At 51.0% G+C, this 17,069-nt stretch carries 13 protein-coding genes and 4 pseudogenes; 11 read left to right on the top strand and 6 right to left on the bottom strand.

The annotated features are described in order from the left end of the window. The first annotated feature begins 97 nt into the window (after nucleotides 1–97). From O71_RS21230 to O71_RS00550, 7 genes and pseudogenes are all read left to right on the top strand, one after another. Nucleotides 98–670, top strand: a complete 573-nt coding sequence (locus O71_RS21230) for a hypothetical protein (RefSeq protein WP_007652188.1) — start codon at nucleotides 98–100, stop codon at nucleotides 668–670. Next, nucleotides 645–1,058, top strand: a pseudogene (locus O71_RS26940) (TonB-dependent receptor plug domain-containing protein); the annotation flags it as partial. The gene O71_RS21230 and the pseudogene O71_RS26940, both read left to right, overlap by 26 nt. Beyond that, complete coding sequence (locus O71_RS24890) at nucleotides 989–2,074, top strand: TonB-dependent receptor domain-containing protein (protein WP_369750840.1); 1,086 nt, start codon at nucleotides 989–991, stop codon at nucleotides 2,072–2,074. The pseudogene O71_RS26940 and the gene O71_RS24890, both read left to right, overlap by 70 nt. A gap of 80 nt (nucleotides 2,075–2,154) precedes the next feature. Next, the gene (locus tag O71_RS21215; protein ID WP_007652177.1) at nucleotides 2,155–2,778 is read left to right on the top strand and encodes a hypothetical protein; all 624 of its coding nucleotides are present in this window, start codon (nucleotides 2,155–2,157) and stop codon (nucleotides 2,776–2,778) included. Next, nucleotides 2,775–3,830: a DUF4249 domain-containing protein gene (locus O71_RS00560; RefSeq protein WP_007652175.1), complete on the top strand. Its 1,056-nt coding sequence runs from the start codon at nucleotides 2,775–2,777 to the stop codon at nucleotides 3,828–3,830. The genes O71_RS21215 and O71_RS00560 overlap by 4 nt, the downstream gene beginning before the upstream one ends. A gap of 68 nt (nucleotides 3,831–3,898) precedes the next feature. Beyond that, nucleotides 3,899–4,924, top strand: coding sequence for a DUF4249 domain-containing protein (locus O71_RS00555; RefSeq protein WP_237717642.1), 1,026 nt, complete (start codon nucleotides 3,899–3,901; stop codon nucleotides 4,922–4,924). Between the two features lie 16 nt (nucleotides 4,925–4,940). Continuing rightward, entirely contained in the window at nucleotides 4,941–7,031 is a 2,091-nt protein-coding gene (locus O71_RS00550; RefSeq protein ID WP_007652171.1) for a hypothetical protein, read from the top strand. Between the two features lie 154 nt (nucleotides 7,032–7,185). Here O71_RS00550 and O71_RS00545 read toward each other — a convergent pair. From O71_RS00545 to O71_RS26930, 3 genes and pseudogenes are all read right to left on the bottom strand, one after another. Beyond that, a pseudogene (locus O71_RS00545) lies at nucleotides 7,186–8,048 on the bottom strand (TIGR00730 family Rossman fold protein). Nucleotides 8,049–8,189: 141 nt separating this feature from the next. Continuing rightward, nucleotides 8,190–8,498, bottom strand: coding sequence for an ABC transporter permease (locus O71_RS26935; RefSeq protein WP_369750839.1), 309 nt, complete (start codon nucleotides 8,496–8,498; stop codon nucleotides 8,190–8,192). A gap of 276 nt (nucleotides 8,499–8,774) precedes the next feature. Continuing rightward, nucleotides 8,775–9,436: pseudogene (locus O71_RS26930) on the bottom strand (ABC transporter permease); the annotation flags it as partial. Nucleotides 9,437–9,618: 182 nt separating this feature from the next. Here O71_RS26930 and queA point away from each other — a divergent pair. From queA to O71_RS00525, 3 genes are all read left to right on the top strand, one after another. After that, entirely contained in the window at nucleotides 9,619–10,665 is a 1,047-nt protein-coding gene (gene queA / locus O71_RS00535; RefSeq protein ID WP_007652169.1) for a tRNA preQ1(34) S-adenosylmethionine ribosyltransferase-isomerase QueA, read from the top strand. A gap of 95 nt (nucleotides 10,666–10,760) precedes the next feature. Beyond that, nucleotides 10,761–11,396 (top strand): CatB-related O-acetyltransferase, encoded by a 636-nt coding sequence (locus tag O71_RS00530; RefSeq protein ID WP_007652167.1) that lies wholly within the window; start codon nucleotides 10,761–10,763, stop codon nucleotides 11,394–11,396. Between the two features lie 32 nt (nucleotides 11,397–11,428). Continuing rightward, nucleotides 11,429–12,121: a 2-C-methyl-D-erythritol 4-phosphate cytidylyltransferase gene (locus O71_RS00525; protein WP_007652166.1), complete on the top strand. Its 693-nt coding sequence runs from the start codon at nucleotides 11,429–11,431 to the stop codon at nucleotides 12,119–12,121. Here O71_RS00525 and O71_RS00520 read toward each other — a convergent pair. From O71_RS00520 to O71_RS00510, 3 genes are all read right to left on the bottom strand, one after another. After that, nucleotides 12,118–12,846 carry an ABC transporter ATP-binding protein gene (locus O71_RS00520; protein ID WP_007652165.1) on the bottom strand — a complete coding sequence of 243 codons (729 nt, stop codon included), beginning with the start codon at nucleotides 12,844–12,846 and terminating at the stop codon, nucleotides 12,118–12,120. The genes O71_RS00525 and O71_RS00520 overlap by 4 nt on opposite strands. Nucleotides 12,847–12,918: 72 nt before the next feature. Next, the gene (locus tag O71_RS00515; protein ID WP_007652164.1) at nucleotides 12,919–13,140 is read right to left on the bottom strand and encodes a DUF2795 domain-containing protein; all 222 of its coding nucleotides are present in this window, start codon (nucleotides 13,138–13,140) and stop codon (nucleotides 12,919–12,921) included. Nucleotides 13,141–13,419: 279 nt separating this feature from the next. Beyond that, nucleotides 13,420–14,733, bottom strand: coding sequence for a DUF349 domain-containing protein (locus O71_RS00510; protein WP_007652163.1), 1,314 nt, complete (start codon nucleotides 14,731–14,733; stop codon nucleotides 13,420–13,422). Between the two features lie 366 nt (nucleotides 14,734–15,099). Between O71_RS00510 and ettA the strand changes: the two are divergent. Next, nucleotides 15,100–16,769: pseudogene (gene ettA / locus O71_RS00505) on the top strand (energy-dependent translational throttle protein EttA). Nucleotides 16,770–17,069: the final 300 nt, after the last annotated feature.

The raw sequence follows: 17,069 nt of genomic DNA, 5'->3' as shown, positions 1-17,069 counted from the left end.
AAATTTTCAAATTCAATGTTAAAACTATATATTGCTAAGGTGCAAAGTAGCTCCTTTTATACCTGCTGCGCACATACGCCAACCGCACCTCCGTTTTATGAAAAGACGCTACCACTATTTTCTGCTTGCAGTACTGATGCTATTGTCAGGCTCTACCTGGGCGCAGGATACCGGGCAACCGCGCCTCACCGCCAGCTATCAGAACCAGCCCCTGAAGGCAGTGCTGCAAGACCTGCAGCAGAAGCACAGATTGCGCGTGTTTTACCAGCCTGACTGGGTGGAAGGTATACAAGTGACCAAGACCTTTGAGCAGGAACCACTTTCCAGCGCTTTGCAAAAGCTTCTGGAGAAAGCCCGCCTTTCATTCGTGCTGTATGATGAACGCACCGTCGTGCTGGTGCCTCTTTCTGCGGCTTCCATTTTTCGGTCCGATACGGTGCTGTCAGAGGCAGCAGTTGCAGGGCAGGTCGCCGAACGCATTGTGACGCTGAGCGGAGAGGTGCGCAGTGCCAAAACAGGCGAGCCGTTCATTGGCGCCACCGTGCTGCTCGTAGAGATTGGGAAAGGTACCGTTGCCGACGAGCAGGCAGGTATACCTTGTCGGTGCCCGCCGGTAACTATACCCTGCGGTGCGGGCCATCGGCATGGTGGAAGACCAGCGGCGGGTTAGTTTACAGCAGAGCCGCACCATGAACGTGGAATTGTTTGAAGTTAGCAACCAGTTGCGGGAAGTGGAGATATCGGCCAAAGCGCCTGACCATAATGTGGAGAGTCTCGAAATGGGAGTGGCCCGCCTGTCGATTCAGGAAGTGCGCAAAATGCCTAATTTTCTGGGAGAGGTGGACGTGTTGCGGAGCGTGATTACGCTGCCCGGCGTGACCACCGTAGGAGAGGGGGCCAGCGGCTTCAATGTGCGGGGGGGCAGTATCGACCAGAACCTGATCCTGCAAGACCAGGCGCCGCTTTTCAGTGCGTCTCACTTGTTCGGATTCTTCTCCGTATTCAACCCGGATATGGTGCAGGATGTTACCCTGTACCGCGGTGGTATACCTGCGCGGTATGGTGGCCGCATCTCATCGGTGCTGGACGTGGAGCTGAAAGAAGGCAACAAGAAAGCGCCAATCCTGAGCGGTGGTATCGGTCTGCTGGCAAGCCGCCTGATGGTGGAAGCACCACTGCTGAAAGACAAAGCTTCTTTTGTGCTCGGAGCTCGTGGTGCCTACCCCGGGCTGGCACTGCGCTACGTACCGGACAAGTCCGTGCGCGACAGCGACGGCTACTTCTACGACTTCAATGCCAAGGTCGACTATACGCTCAGCAACAAAGACCAGCTGATGGTGTCTGGCTACCTGAGCCGCGACGGTTTTCGCTTCGGGCTGATACCACCTATACCTGGGGTACCGCCACCGCGACTGCTCGTTGGAACCACACCTTCAATGACAAACTTCTGTCGAGTGTCACGGGTGTGGTGGGTGATTATGACTATGGCGTAGAAGCCGAAACAGAGCCTTACAGCTATACTCTTGACTCAGAGATAAAATACAAGCAGATCAGGGCAGATCTGAATTTTGAACCTACTGTGAGGCATAAAATGGGTCTGGGTGCCTCGTCCTCCTGGTATGAATTCAGTCCAGGCACCCTGACGCCCGGCTCAGAACTGTCCAGTCTGCTGCCTGTCAGCATGCCTCGTGAGCGCTCGGTTGAAGCCGCGCTATACCTGGACCACGAATACACGCTCAACCCAAGAATCTCGGTCAGCTACGGCCTACGCTACTCTTCTTACTATAACCTGGGGCCGGGCGATGTGTACGTGTACGATCCGGAGTCACCACGGCGTGAGTCTACTATTATAGACACGCTCAGCTACAGCAACGGCGGTGTGATACAGCAGTATGGAAACTTTGAGCCGCGTGCTTCACTAAAGATAAGCCTGGGCGAAAATAGCTCGGTGAAGCTGGGCTACAACCGCATGGCGCAGTATATCCATTTGATCTCCAATACAACGGCGGCCTCTCCGGTAGATATCTGGAAAACGAGCAACCCGAACCTGCGCCGCAGATCGGTGATCAGGTAGCGCTTGGCTTTTTCAAAAACCTGCAGGACAATACCATCGAGCTCTCGGCGGAGGCCTACTACAAAAAACTGCACGACCTAGTGGAGTATAAGGACGGAGCCCGGCTGCTGCTCAACAGTACCCTTGATGCCGACCTGCTGCCGGGCGAGGGCAAGGCCTACGGTCTTGAACTGATGATGCGCCGCAAAGGCAAAAAGCTCACGGGCTGGGCAAGCTATACCTACTCCAGATCGCTGCGCCGTGTGAATGGCCCCACACCAGAGGAACGCATCAACAACGGTAACTTCTTCCCCGCCAACTTCGACAAGCCGCATGACCTTACCCTGGTCCTGAACCAGCAGCTTACCCGCCTGATCAGTCTGTCAGCGAACTTCACCTACAGTACCGGCAGGCCTATTACTTATCCGGAGTCAGTGGGCTACATCGATGGGTTGCTGATCGTGAACTACAGCGACCGCAACCAGCACCGCATACCAGACTACCACCGCCTGGACCTGGCATTTGTGATAGATGGCACTAACAAGCGGAACGCCAACTGGGTAAGCAGCTGGGCCTTCTCGGTATACAACGTGTACGGACGCAAGAACCCTTATTCGGTATTCTTCAAGCCTGCTTACGGCGGCACTATTCCGCAGGCCTATAGGCTGTCAGTGATCGGGTCGGCGGTGCCGGCTATTACTTACAATTTCAAGATCACACGATGAAAAGGCTGCTGAGTTGGCTGGTGACTGTAGTTGGCCTGAGCTCCAATGCCTGCGTCGATCCGATCGCGATACAGACTGGGAAGACAGAGCCCCAACTGGTGGTGAGCGGGCTGATCACGGATCGGCCTGACGAAAGCCTCAACAAAGTGAGCCTCTCCTGGTCGGAACCCTTTGACGGTGAAAGCAAGGTGGTGTTCAACAGGCCTGTGCTGGGGGCCTATGTAAAGATTCTGGACAATCGGGGTACAGGATTTCAACTGATAGAGGGGGAGCGGGGTGTTTACTTCCTGCCTCAGTACCTGGCCGGGGAAGCAGGTCAGCACTATAGACTGTACATCAGGTTACCCGATGGCCGGGAGTATGAATCAGTACCCGAACTGCTGCAGCCGTCTCCACAGATGGAGCACGTCACCTATACCTTCAAAGAGTTTACCGAAGTAGTCAGAAACGGCAGCGGTGAACTGGTGGAGCAAACCTCAGAAGGCTTTGAGGTATACGCTACTCTAGCAGATCCGGCTGGCACCGCGAACTACTACCGTTGGGACGCAACCGGTGTATTCGAGTACTTCAGTCGCGCTCCAGACGCACTGCCTATACCTGCCACCCAATGCTGGTCTTTTGCAGGGCGTGTTACAGGCAGAGCTGTCACTGCCGGCGACAGGCTTTTTAACGGGAACATGCACAAGCAGACGGTCGTGGTGCTGCCTGCTGACATGCCCACCAAGTATCTGGTGAGAGTGCGGCAGTATGCCCTCACAGCACAGGCCTATGAGTTCTGGCGGCTTTTTGAACAGCAGCAGTCCAGTGTGGGAAGCATTTTTGATCCGCCTCCGGCCAAAATACGGGGCAACCTGTATAGTTTGAGCAACCCCGCAGAAGAGGTGATCGGGTATTTTGGCGCTTCGGGGGTAAGCGAGAAAGGCGTGTTGATCGACAGAGCGGTGCACGCTCCTTTCCGGAGCGGACCTTATGAGCCCCCTTTTGTGGTACCGCCCCAGGATTGCCGGATTCTTTTTCCGAACAGCACTGCCATGAAGCCGGCTGGTTTTTAAGATTTACAGATTATTGTCTTTCAATGCAGCGAGTAAAAAACACATATCGTCAAATCCGGCAGTGGGCCATGTTACTGATCCTCATTCTGCTGCAGGCCTGCGTGGATCCTTTTGAGCTCCAGACCGGCACAGAGCAGAAGTCACTGGTGGTGAGTGGCATGATCACAGATCAGAATAACCCGGAACTGAACAAAGTAACCCTCACCTGGACCGCCCCCTTTGATAGCGAAAGCCAGCAGGTGATTGTAGAGCGTGTGCACAATGCCACTGTAACCATACAAGACAACCTCGGCAACAACATGCCTCTGTATGAAGAAGGCAGAACCGGCGTGTATACACTGGAAGAAAGCGATTACCAGGTAGAGCAGGGCCGAAGCTATTCCTTGCACATCACCTTGCCTGACGGCCGGGAGTATGCATCGCGTCCGGAACTGCTGCGCCCGGTACCAGCCATCCAAGGCATAAGCTATGAGTTTAAGCAATTTGTAGACGTCGTGCGCAACTCAGCGGGCATGTTGATCGAGCGCAGGTCGGTGGGTTTTGAAGTAAAGGCCCAGGTGCAGGACCCGCCAGAGCGAGGCAACTACTATCGCTGGGACACAGAGGGGGTGTTTGAGTTTTACACCAACACAGGTGATGCGCCAGTGCCTTCCGTGTGCTGGGCCAACATGGGTAGCATCAACACCAAAGTGGTGGCGAATAATGACAGACTGGTGAACGGACGCTACTTTGAGCAGCCCGTGGTGGTGGTGCCTGCCGATATCCCAACCAAATACCGCATTAAGATCAGGCAGTTTTCTTTGACCGGCGAGGCTTACGAGTTCTGGCGCCTGTTCAATGAACAGCAGACCAGCGTGGGCAGTATTTTCGATCCGCCTCCGGCACGCATCAACGGCAACATGTACAGTATTACTAATCCCGAGGAACGGGTGGTAGGGTATTTCACCGCTTCTTCCATGGTAGAAGATTTTATCGTGATTCAACGCATGTTTTATGCGCCTTTTCCAGGTTTGCCATATGAATTACCTATAGGCGATTGCCGCTATACCTTCTTGTACCCGAATGTAACTGACCAACGGCCAATCGGCTTCTAACATTTAAACCAAACAGATGCACATAGCCTTTTACAGCATCCCCAAAATAACAGCCAGGCTGCTGCTGGCAGTTGCTCCCTTGCTCAGCATGCCGGCTTTTGCCCAGCAGGAGCAGGTTGCCAAAGTCGCCGCCGCCCAGGTACAGCGCCAGCTCTCAGACGAGCAGGTACAACTGGTGCACAGTCAGTCCTGGTACATGGCTGGTGAGCGCCTCTGGTACAGTGCCGCTGTGCGCAAAAGCTCCACTGCTCCCGCGAGTCGGGTGCTTTATGTAGAGCTGCTGGATGCAAAAGGCAGCACCCTGATCAACCAGCGACTGGTGCTGGAGGATGGAAAAGCACAGGGAGATTTCCTGTTGCCTGAAAACATGCCTTCGGGCAGTTATACCTTGCGGGCTGCCACCAACTGGATGCGGAACTTCAGTACGCGACAGCACTGGCAGGAACAGCTCACCGTAGTCAACCCGAACGAAGTAAAGGCGCTGGAAGGGCGAACAGCAGCAGCTAAAGCCCTGCAGGTACGATTTTTACCTGAGTCTGGTGTTTGGCCAGCGGGAGTGCCTACCAAAATAGTAGCGACCGTGACCAACGCAGCAGGTATAGGTATAGCCGCCCAAGGTATAGTAGCTGATACAGCCGGGCAAACCATTGCCTCCTTTAAAAGCGACGAGTCAGGTGTAGCCGTGTTTAGCCTGGCGGCCACAGAACAGCAGGAACTGGTAGCACAGGTACAGGCAGCTAACTATACGCCACAGCAGGTAACGCTTCCCAAACCAAAGAAACAGGGCGTAAGCCTGGCAGTTGGGGAAGTGAGCCCAACAGGTATACAAGTAAGGGTGCAGGGGCAATCAGCGGCAGGTCATGTGCTGGTGGCAGCGTCGGGGAGCAAGGTATACTTCGCGCAGCACGTGACGGGGGCAGAGCAGATCACCGTGCCGTGGTCAGATGCAGAACAGCCGCAGTGCAGGTTGCTGCTGCTCAACACGGGAGGTATGGTAGAAGCTGAACAGCGCATCACGATGCCACGTGCAACAGGTATAGAAGTACAGGCCGACCGCCAGCAGTACGGCACCCGGCAGCAGGTAACTGTTACAGTCAAGGGGTTGCCTGCCACTGCTATGCTCACAGCCTCTGTGGCAGAGCGTCGTGCCAAGCTAAAGCAGCCCAGCGGATCTGTAGTTGCAAACGGCATGCGGCTGGAACAAGAAACAGACGTGGAGCTCTGGGAGGCCATCACAAAAAATGAAACAGAGGCCCGCTTTGCCCGGGAGCCCCTGGTGGAGCCTATGCGGCAGGAAGCCGTAAAGGGGCCTTTTCAGCAGGAGGCTTTTGCCAAGCAGTTGGACACGGCTTTTGTGCAGGCGCTGCCCCCACACGTAATAAGCGTCGCGCAGAAGCATTATACCCGCACTAATATCCAGGACATTTATGGCCTGACAGAACCACATGCTGCCTCTCCACTGCCACGTTTGCCAGCCGACCGGGTGTTCAAGCTGGATGACTACGTTGCTTTTCAGGATGTAGAGGAGACTATCCGGGAAGTGACCACTAACCTGCGCATGCGTAAGAAAAAGGGTAAGCAAACCGTGCGGCTGCTTTACGTGGCCCCCGGAACCAAACGCATGATGAAGGACGAACCGCTATACCTGCTGGACGGCGTCATCCTGGAGAATATGGACGAGATCATGGCGCTCGACCTGAACGACATCGCCTCTATCGAGATAGCCTGGTCTGAGGAAAAGCTGTACGCCGGCAACCTGGGACGCCTGGTAGACAATGGCATGTTTGCCATCTATACCAAAAGCGGCGAGGCTCGGGAGCGACTAAAAGCGAAGGGCCTGCCTGTGTTGTATGAACAATACAACTTGCCCCGGAATTTTGTAGTGCCGGCCGCTGCCTCTAACGACGCGGTGCAGACTCAACTGCCAGACTTCCGGCAACAGCTTTACTGGCAGCCGCACCTGCAGGTTGGAGCTGACGGAAATGCCACCTTTACATGCTATACCTCCGATGAGACAGGAGTATTTGAGATACGGGTGCAGGGGCAGACAGCCGAAGGCCTTCCTGTAAGCGGAAGCACTTCCATTGAGGTAAAGCTGCTAAACTAGAAGCCAAACTAAGGTTGAATTTTAGCTAATGGCCTGCTTGTGCATGCTTTCTGCATAAAGTCACTGAGGTATCAGTTATGGAAAGATGTACAACTAAATAAAAACGCCCCACTGTAGAGCAGTGGGGCGTTTTTATTTATGGAAGTGTTTTTTCTTAGAAGTTCGGAGACAGCAGGTATTTGCTGTAGAACTCGTCGATCACTTTCACGGCTTCCGTTGGGTCATCCACAATATGCACCAGGTCTAGGTCCTCAGGACTGATGTTGCTCTCTACTTTCAGCATTACATCTTCTACCACTGCATTAGACCGCCCCAATACTCACGGCCTACCAGCACGATCGGGAAGGCACCGATCTTCTTAGTTTGGATCAGCGTGATCGCCTCAAACAGCTCGTCGAGCGTACCAAAGCCGCCCGGCATCACGATAAAGCCCTGCGCATACTTCACAAACATCACTTTGCGCACAAAGAAGTAATCGAAGTTGATGAGCTTGTCAGAGTCGATGTAGATGTTGTTGAACTGCTCAAACGGCAGCTGTATGTTCAGGCCTACAGACTTGCCTCCCTCGGAGTGCGCGCCTTTGTTGCCGGCCTCCATAATACCCGGGCCGCCGCCTGTGATTACGCCGTAGCCATGGCGTACCAGCTTGGCTGCGATTTCCTCAGCCATGACGTAGTACTTGTGGGTGTTTTTGGTGCGGGCCGATCCGAAAATAGAAACGCATGGGCCGATCTTGGCCAGTTTCTCGAACCCTTCCACAAACTCCGACATCACCTTGAAGATCTGCCATGAGTCAGCGATTTTGATCTCGTTCCAGTCTTTGTCAACAAAAGCCTGTCTGATTTTTACATCCTCTTCAGATGCCGGGGGAGCTGAAACCTGTCCGGCTTCGCGCAGGTCGGTAATGGATTTTGCTTTATTTTCGTTTACGTCCGGGTTCAGGATAGTCTGTCCGCTACCGCTGTTGTGTGACTCGTCGTTGAGTTTCGTTTTGCTTGTCTTTCTAAGCTTTGTCATAATTCTTTCTTCGTCTTCTTCAGGAGGCAGGCCTCCTGCGGCACACTCGCAATGAGGCGCCTTCTTCATTAAACTAAATAATTTTAAGGGTGTGTGGCTGCAGCGTGGAGAAGAAAACTATGCAGCCACGGTTGTGTCTTTTTATTTGGAGCGAATCGCAATCACGGGATCCAGGTTTGACGCAAGCACCGCCGGAATAATCCCCGACAGCATACCTATGACCGCCGATACGCCCAGGCCCAGTATAATGTTGCCTGCCGATAGCGAAATCTTCATCATGTCCTGCGGTATAAGTGTGAGCAGGAACACGAGCAGGATGCCAATGCCACCGCCAATAATGCTCAAAAATACTGACTCAAACAAGAACTGAAACAGAATGAAATAGTTTTTAGCGCCCAGTGATTTTTGTATACCGATAATATTGGTTCTTTCCTTTACAGACACAAACATGATGTTGGCGATACCGAAGCCGCCCACCAGTATGGCAAAACCACCAATTACCCATCCCGCCAGTCCCACTACCTGGAAGAAACCTGTTACAGCTTGCGTTGCCATTTCGGGTCGATTGATGGCAAAGTTGTCTTCGTCGCGGGGCTTCAGACCCCGGATGTTGCGCATCATGCCGCGTACTTCGTATTCCAGTTCCTGTAAGCCTATGTCCTCTTCGCGGCCTTTTACCGCAATAGTGGAGCCGATGCCATTAGGGCCGGTCGCGTACATTTTGCTGAAGGTACCGTAAGGTATGATTCCCATCTGGTCAAAGTTAGGCATGCCAAACATACTCTCGCCTTGCTTCTCCATCACCCCGATCACCGTAAACTTATGCCCACTCACCCGTAGTTCCTGCCCAATGGCAGGCTGGCCCGGGTACAGCGTATTGGCTATCTCGTCACCTATAATCATCACGTTGCGGGCTGCGTCCACTTCCTGCGGTATAAAGTAACGGCCTTCTGCCACCGGAATATCTGTTACTTTGTTGTAGTCGAGGTAACGCCCATCAGGCCGGCATCTCTGTAATTGTTATTGCGATGCTTGAACACGTTGCGGCCTCTGTTAGCGAAGATGGCCACACCCGCATCGTTGGTCAGGTTGCGGTCCAGCAGGCGGTATTCATGCGTGTTAGGCTGCGGTCGCTTAAAGTACTTCCACCAGGGGTATTCACCACCAAAGCTCCAGGGCCACTTCTCTACGTACAGCACTTTGTCGCCTATAAAACTCATGCTGTCGCGCACGTTGCGCTCGAGCGAATCTACCAGCGTAAACACCGATATGATAGCAAAAATGCCTATCGTAACGCCCAACAGGGAGAGGATCGTTCGGAGCAGGTTCGCACGAAGGGCTTGCCATGCAAATCGGAAACTTTCAGCGATGAGGCGTAGGTAGATCATAGTTGGACGTACAGTAAAGTAATTTTCTTAAAAGTAAGAATATTTCGGGCAAACTAAGTAAATTTGCGGTTTGATTTTTTAATTGTATCATGGGTATGTCTTCTTGAATTTTGGGGAAGAAGACATAGGATTTGATACAGACCGTTCTAAGTCAGCACGATTTATACCGTAATATAAAAAGTATGAAGTTATCAGAATTTAAGTTTGAGCTACCTGAGAGCCTGCTAGCCACACATCCATCCGCTAACCGCGACGAGTCGCGCATGATGGTGGTACACCGCGATACGGGCAAAATTGAACACCGCGTGTTCAAGGACATCCTGGAGTATTTCGATGAAGGGGATGTGATGGTAGTGAATGATACCAAAGTGTTTCCGGCCCGCCTGTATGGCAACAAGGAGAAAACCGGTGCCAAGATTGAGGTGTTCCTGCTGCGTGAGCTCAACAAGGACATCCACTTGTGGGACGTGCTGGTAGACCCTGCCCGTAAGATCCGCGTTGGCAACAAGCTCTACTTCGGCGACAGCGACCTGGTAGCTGAGGTAATCGACAACACTACTTCCCGTGGCCGTACGATCAAGTTTTTGTTCGATGGTCCGGACGAGGAGTTCTACAAGACCATCAATGAGCTGGGCGAAACGCCGCTTCCAAAGTACATTAAGCGTGAAGCTGAGCCGGAAGACAAAGAGCGTTACCAGACAGTATACGCTAAAAATGTAGGTGCTGTGGCTGCTCCAACGGCTGGTCTGCACTTTACGAAAGAAGTATTGAAGCGCCTTGAGATCAAGGGTGTTGATGTAACGCCGCTTACACTGCACGTTGGCCTGGGTACTTTCCGTCCTGTGGATGTGGAAGATTTGACCAAGCATAAAATGGACTCAGAGAACTTCAAGGTGCCAAACGAAACGGCAGAGCTGGTGAACAAAGCGCTGGATAATAAAAAGCGTGTTGTGGCCATTGGTACTACCACTATGCGTGCGCTCGAATCGTCTGTATCGGCCAGTAACCGCCTGAAGCCAAACGAGGGCTGGACAGATCGTTTCATCTTCCCTCCGTATGACTTCAAGATCGCGAATGCCCTGGTGACGAACTTCCACATGCCGGAGAGCACACTGCTGATGATGACAGCTGCTTTCGGAGGCTACGAACTGGTGATGAAAGCCTATGAAGAGGCCGTAAAAGAAAAGTACCGCTTCTTCAGCTACGGCGACGTAATGCTGATCCTGTAGTAGCAGGTATAAGATTTAGAAAAGCCCCGACTCTCCAAAGTCGGGGCTTTTTGCTTTATTTGCAGCCTCATCTAGTTTGCAACTAAATCGAAAGTATGCCTGCTCCGGACCCCAGTAACACATACCCTCTTCCGCATCACCAAAATCTGGTTTTTCTGAAGAACATCATCCAGAGTCCTAATATTATAGTAGGGGACTATACTTACTACCATGATATGGATAACCCACATAACTTCGAGAAGAATGTGCTGTATCACTTCGATTTTATAGGTGATAAGCTGCGCCTCGGAAAGTTCTGCGCCATTGCCTCTGGTGCGAAATTTATCATGAATGGTGGCAATCATGAAACCAAGCCCATCTCTACATACCCTTTTGAAATTTTTGCAAATGGCTGGGAGAGGAAAGGTGGAACAGACGCGTCAGAATATCCATACAAAGGTGACACGGTGATAGGGAACGATGTCTGGATTGGCTATGAGGCCGTGATCATGCCAGGTGTGAAGATTGGGAATGGAGCGATTGTCGCAACCAAGGCGGTGGTGACCAAAGATGTGCCGGATTACGCTATTGTAGCGGGGAACCCGGCACAAGTTGTGAAGATGCGTTTTGTAGAAAGTGAGATAGCACAATTGCTCCAGACAGCCTGGTGGGACTGGAGTGTCGAAAAGATTACTCGGAACCTACCTTTTATCAAAGCTGCAGATATAGCCCGGTTGGCCAACTGCAAGTAAAAACAGGCTTGTACAGCACATAAACTTATTCTATGGAAAAAGCTTTGCAACAATACGCCATTATAGTAGCCGGTGGCACGGGCAGTCGCATGCAGCACAGTCTGCCGAAGCAGTTTATCGAGCTTGCCGGCAGGCCGATCCTCATGCACACGATTGAACGGTTCCATACCTATAATGCCGACATTCGCATCGTCGTGGTGCTGCCCGAGGACCAGCTGCAGGTATGGCGAAACCTTTGCAAACAGCATAAGTTTCCTGTTTTTCATATGGCGGTGCCGGGGGGCAAGACGCGCTTTGGCTCTGTGAAAAGTGGTTTGGCAACAGTACATGGCGAGGCGCTGGTAGCAGTGCATGATGGTGTGCGGCCATTTGTAAGCTATGCCACAATTAAAGCAGCCTTTGAAAGCGCAGCTGAGGCGGGAGCTGCTGTTGTGGCTGTGTCTCCGAAAGACTCTATCCGGGAGCTGACTGAGGGCGGAAGCCAGGCTGTGCCCCGCACCAGGTATAAGCTTGTGCAGACACCCCAGTGCTTTAAGGCAAGTTTGTTGAGAGCTGCCTATGAGCAGCCAGAGTCGGAGCACTTCACCGACGATGCCTCAGTGGTAGAGCAGCTGGGCGCAGGTATAGCGCTGGTAGAAGGTAGCTATAGTAATATCAAGATTACGACGCCTGAAGACCTGCTGTTGGCTGAAGTGCTCGTGAAGCAGTTCGATCCGGCATCCTAGCGAACAATGCGCTGCGCTTCCAGAAATTCCTGGTTCTGCTGTACTGTTTTAAGTGAAAGCAGTTCCAGTGTGGGATCGGGCTTAGACAGGTTAAGGAGATAACCTTGCATGGGCAGCAGGTTGTAGAGGTCATGTGTTATGCAGAACACCGTTTTGCCTTTTTGCTGTACCCATTGCTGCAAAAGCTGAAATACCTGTTTCTTATAGTAAACATCCAGCTGCTGGGTGGGCTCATCGAGTAACACCACTTCGGCGTCCTGTAGCATCAGCTGCGCCAACCACACCATTTGCTGCTCACCTCCCGAAAGCGTAGTAAAGTCTTGCTCCTGCAGGTGCGTCAGTTCCAGTTGCGCTAGTGTAGCGCGGGCCAAAGCATAATCCTGTGCGGTATAATTCTCAAAAAAGCTCTTTCTCCTGAAAAGGCCCATCACAACCAGATCAAGCACGCTGATCGAGAAAGAGACGATGTTTTTTTGGGGAAGGTAAGAGAGAAGGCCGGATGCCGCTACGTCTTTGGTGTTTTGCAAGTCTTGGCCGTGCAGCAGGAGCTGCCCCTGGTAAGGTATCTTTTGCTGAAAAGCTCTGAAAAGGGTAGTTTTGCCTGCTCCATTGTGACCAACGATAGCTACAAATGCCTGCGAAGGCACAGAAAAAGAAAGGTTGCGGATCAGAGTTCGATGCTCATAACCCGCAACCAGATTTTTTACTTCAACGATGTTTTTCAATGAGTAATGAATAGTGAAGAATGAATAATATAAAGTCAATTACTCATTATCCATTATCTAATTAATCATGAATTAGTACTCGTCTTCGTTGAACATGAAGTCTTCCTTGGTAGGATAGTCAGGCCAGATCTCCTCGATGTTCTCGTAAGGCTGTCCGTCATCTTCGAGTGCCTGCAGGTTTTCTACTACCTCCATAGGGGCGCCTGAGCGGATAGAGTAATCGATCAGCTCGTCCTTAGTGGCTGGCCAAGGTGCGTCCTCCAGGTATGATGCTAATTCCAGTGTCCAATACATAGTATGTGTCTCCTTAATCTAAATGGCGTTGAAAAAAATAGTTCGCAAAAGTATGAATTAATTCACAAACTAAAATTTTTTTGAAATATTTATTGCTTTTTGTGATTGTTTTTACCAAAACAACGCAAATACACTGTAAATGTTCATTTTGAGTCAAATTTTTTTGACCCCGCTTTTTCGCTGCAATTTGCCCTGATTGGGCTGTATGTAAATATAAAAAGCGCCTGCCGCATTCGCAACAGGCGCTTCCTCAAAAAATATAGGTAAATCTGAATTTTTCTATTTATTGATTGTGCTGAGCTGCTCCTGGAACATCTCGATCAGGGCCTGCTTCGTCTTGATCTTACGGTTGAAGTTGCGAATCTTGCCCAGAAGCATGTTACGGAACGAGTCATTGCTTGGTGCTTCGCTCAGTTTACCCAGGTTCGTCTCTAGCACTTCCAGCTCCTGACGGTCAGACTTGATGAAGTCGCGCAGGGCGTTGATACGGGCGTGCAGCCCCTCTTCGTGACTATAGGTTTCGTTGGCGTTCTGCTGGCGCTTACGAATGTAGTGCTCCAGGCTACTCATTTCAAACACGCGGTCGCAGGCTTTGATGAAACGCTCCCAGATGGCATCTGAAACATCAGGACGAACAGGACCTACTTTTTTCCATTCCGCCTGCAGTTCTTTAGCGCGTCTCACGGCATCATTGAGGCTGTTTTGCTGCAGCAATTGCTCGGCCTGGCTTACCAACTCCTGCTTTCGCTCCAGGTTAGTGTCGTAGTATTTTTCTTTCGAGTCGGCCTTCTCGTTCGTGATTTTTACTTTCAGGCGCTCAAAGAAGTGGTTGTGCGCTTTTCTGAACTCAGTCCATAGCTTGTTGGTGGTGGCACGCGGCAGCGATCCTCCAATCTGCTTCCATTGCGTCTGCAGATCTTTCAGCTTGGCTGTGGTTGCTTCCCATTCTTCAGAGTTTTGCAGTGCTACCGATTTGGCGATCAGGTCTCTATACCTGTCATACGTGCGGTTCTGCATTTGTTTCTTATCATTGAAGAAAGACTTCTTGCGCTCAAAGAAAGCCTCCAAAGCAGTTTTAAAGCGTTCTTCGATTTCGTCGGTAAGTTCTTTCTCTACAGGGCCGGTTTTGATCCAGGTGGCACGGAGGTCCTTCATCTTGTCAGAAGTTTCTTTCCACTCCACGCTATCCTGCAGCGCCTCTGCTTCCTGTATGAGTCCGATCTTGATGCTTAGGTTCTTCTCCCGGTTCTGCTTGATGGTTTCATTTATCTCCTCCTCAGCTTTGCTCAGGGTATGATAAATAGCCTCAAAGTCACCTAAAGCGTCATAGTTGCCTACCTGGTCTTTCATGTGCAGTACTTTCATCAGGAAAGAGCCTTTGTTTTCGGAAGTTGCAATGCGCTCAAGCAAGGCGTTTACTTTATCGCTAAACATGTGAAAGCGCTTGGCAAAATAAACCAGCGAGTCTTCTTCTGATTCTTTCACTTCGCCTACTTTCCGGTCGGGGTAGGTCATAAAAGCTTTCAGCCATACTTGCTGGTCCTGAATAAAGCCGTATTTTTTGGCTTCTTCCAATAGGTCGTTGTTTTCCATTTAAGGATCGGGTTAGAATCGGAACATAAAAGGGCAAAGGGTCCAAAATTTAGACTAACCTTAGCATACGCATGTCAGGTTGAAGCGTTGACAGTCTGCTCTTTAGCAGCATAAGTCTTTTGGCAATGACCTGATTAGGTGCTACGATAAGTCTGTGCGGACTTCTCCCATACAGTTTTTCTACAAGTTTAGTGATTTCAAAGCACTTTTGTGAACCATAAACACATGAATTTTTACGATATTTGTGTTTGTCGGCGTAAATAATGACTTATCCGGGCACTTTTGCCGGACCAGGCGCTGTAAACGCCGCTTTTCTTCTAAACTAATTTACTGTCTGCGGGCAGTACTAAACTGATATACAGTAAAATGAGCAACGAAACCATTATTTTCTCCATGGCAGGGGTCAGTAAGATCTACCCGCCACAGAAACAAGTACTCAAAAATATTTACCTCTCCTTTTTTTACGGTGCCAAGATTGGCGTGCTGGGTCTGAACGGTTCCGGTAAGTCAAGCTTGCTCAAGGTGATCGCCGGCGTGGACAAGGAGATACGCGGTGAAGTAGTGTGGTCGCCGGGCTATACAGTGGGCTACCTGGAGCAGGAGCCTCAGCTAGACCCGACCAAAACCGTACGCCAAGTGGTAGAAGAAGGCGTAAGCGAAGTGGTTGGCCTGCTGAAAGAGTTCGACGAGATCAACATGAAGTTCGCCGAGGAGATGACCGATGATGAGATGAACAAACTCATCGAGCGTCAGGGAGAGGTGCAGGAGCGCCTGGACCAACTCAACGCCTGGGAACTGGACAACCGCCTGGAGCGCGCCATGGATGCCCTGCGCACACCGCCAGAGGATGCCGTGATCGGAAACCTGTCGGGTGGTGAGAAGCGTCGCGTGGCCCTTTGCCGCCTGTTGCTGCAGGAGCCGGACGTGCTGTTGCTGGACGAACCTACCAACACCTGGATGCTGAATCTGTGGATTGGTTGGAGCAGCACTTGCAGCACTACAAAGGCACTGTAATCGCTGTTACCCACGACCGTTACTTCCTTGACAACGTGGCCGGCTGGATTCTGGAGCTGGACCGTGGAGAAGGCATTCCGTGGAAAGGCAACTACAGCAGCTGGCTGGAGCAGAAAGCCGCTCGTCTGGCGAAAGAAGAAAAGTCGGAAAGTAAGCGCCAGAAGACTCTCCAGCGCGAGTTGGAGTGGGTGCGTATGGCTCCAAAAGCCCGTCATGCTAAATCAAAGGCTCGTATCAGCCAATACGACAAGTTAGCCAGCGAAGAAGCTTCTAAGAAAGAAGAAAAACTGGAGCTCTTTATACCGGATGGTCCTCGTTTGGGAGCACAAGTTATTGAGGCGCACAACATCAGCAAGGCCTATGGCGATAAGCTGTTGTTCGAGAACCTGAACTTCTCTTTGCCGCAGGGTGGCATTGTGGGTATCATTGGTCCGAACGGTGCAGGCAAGACTACCTTGTTCAAGTTGATTACTGGTCAGGAGAAACCAGATGCAGGTGATTTTACTGTTGGCTCTACAGTACAAATTTCTTATGTAGACCAGGAGCACGCGAACCTTGATCCGAGTAAGTCAGTGTTTGAAGTGATTTCAGGCGGAACAGAGCACATGATGATGGCTGGCCGTCAGGTAAACTCACGTGCTTATGTAAGCAAGTTTAACTTCTCGGGGGGCGACCAGGAAAAGAAAGTGGAGAAGCTGTCGGGTGGTGAGCGTAACCGCGTGCACCTAGCTATGACGCTGAAAGAAGGCGGCAACTTGCTGCTGCTTGACGAACCGACCAACGACCTGGATGTAAATGCTATCCGCGCCCTGGAAGATGCACTGGAAAACTTTGCAGGCTGTGCCGTGATCATTTCGCACGACCGTTGGTTCCTGGACCGCATCTGTACTCACATCCTGGCTTTCGAAGGTGACTCACAGGTATATTGGTTTGAAGGTAACTACACAGATTACGAGGAGAACAAGAAGAAGCGCCTGGGTGATACTGAGCCAAAGCGTATACGTTATAAAAAGCTGGTATAGATTGCACGATTGTGTGCTGAAGTTCTCTATGTCAATGGAATCCCCTGGCAACCGTTTAGTTGTCAGGGGATTTTGCTTTTTATCTGCTTATCAGTAGAGGTAACGACCTGGATTAAGATTTTTTCCATAAAATTTTTAATAAAAATTTTAATTTCATTATTCTTATGGTTTATTGCCTTTTTGTATTCGTTTGACTATTAGTTAGTTGTATTATGGATAGGAGGTTAAGTAGTGGCAGGGTGTAGATATTGTTCTAATAAATAGAATTAGTATACAATTGTTTGTATATAATAATTATTT

Origin of the sequence: Pontibacter sp. BAB1700 (genome assembly GCF_000277005.1) — a bacterium.
Taxonomy (GTDB): domain Bacteria; phylum Bacteroidota; class Bacteroidia; order Cytophagales; family Hymenobacteraceae; genus Pontibacter; species Pontibacter lucknowensis.
This window is presented reverse-complemented; position numbering and strand designations above follow the sequence as displayed.

What these genes read in the sequence shown, in the direction of transcription:
- O71_RS21230 (WP_007652188.1), top strand. Translation starts at nt 98, where the DNA reads ATGAAAAGACGCTACCACTATTTTCTGCTTGCAGTACTGATGCTATTG.
- O71_RS00560 (WP_007652175.1), top strand. Translation starts at nt 2,775, where the DNA reads ATGAAAAGGCTGCTGAGTTGGCTGGTGACTGTAGTTGGCCTGAGCTCC.
- O71_RS00555 (WP_237717642.1), top strand. Translation starts at nt 3,899, where the DNA reads ATGTTACTGATCCTCATTCTGCTGCAGGCCTGCGTGGATCCTTTTGAG.
- O71_RS00550 (WP_007652171.1), top strand. Translation starts at nt 4,941, where the DNA reads ATGCACATAGCCTTTTACAGCATCCCCAAAATAACAGCCAGGCTGCTG.
- O71_RS26935 (WP_369750839.1), bottom strand. Translation starts at nt 8,498, where the DNA reads ATGTTTGTGTCTGTAAAGGAAAGAACCAATATTATCGGTATACAAAAA.
- queA (WP_007652169.1), top strand. Translation starts at nt 9,619, where the DNA reads ATGAAGTTATCAGAATTTAAGTTTGAGCTACCTGAGAGCCTGCTAGCC.
- O71_RS00530 (WP_007652167.1), top strand. Translation starts at nt 10,761, where the DNA reads ATGCCTGCTCCGGACCCCAGTAACACATACCCTCTTCCGCATCACCAA.
- O71_RS00525 (WP_007652166.1), top strand. Translation starts at nt 11,429, where the DNA reads ATGGAAAAAGCTTTGCAACAATACGCCATTATAGTAGCCGGTGGCACG.
- O71_RS00515 (WP_007652164.1), bottom strand. Translation starts at nt 13,140, where the DNA reads ATGTATTGGACACTGGAATTAGCATCATACCTGGAGGACGCACCTTGG.
- O71_RS00510 (WP_007652163.1), bottom strand. Translation starts at nt 14,733, where the DNA reads ATGGAAAACAACGACCTATTGGAAGAAGCCAAAAAATACGGCTTTATT.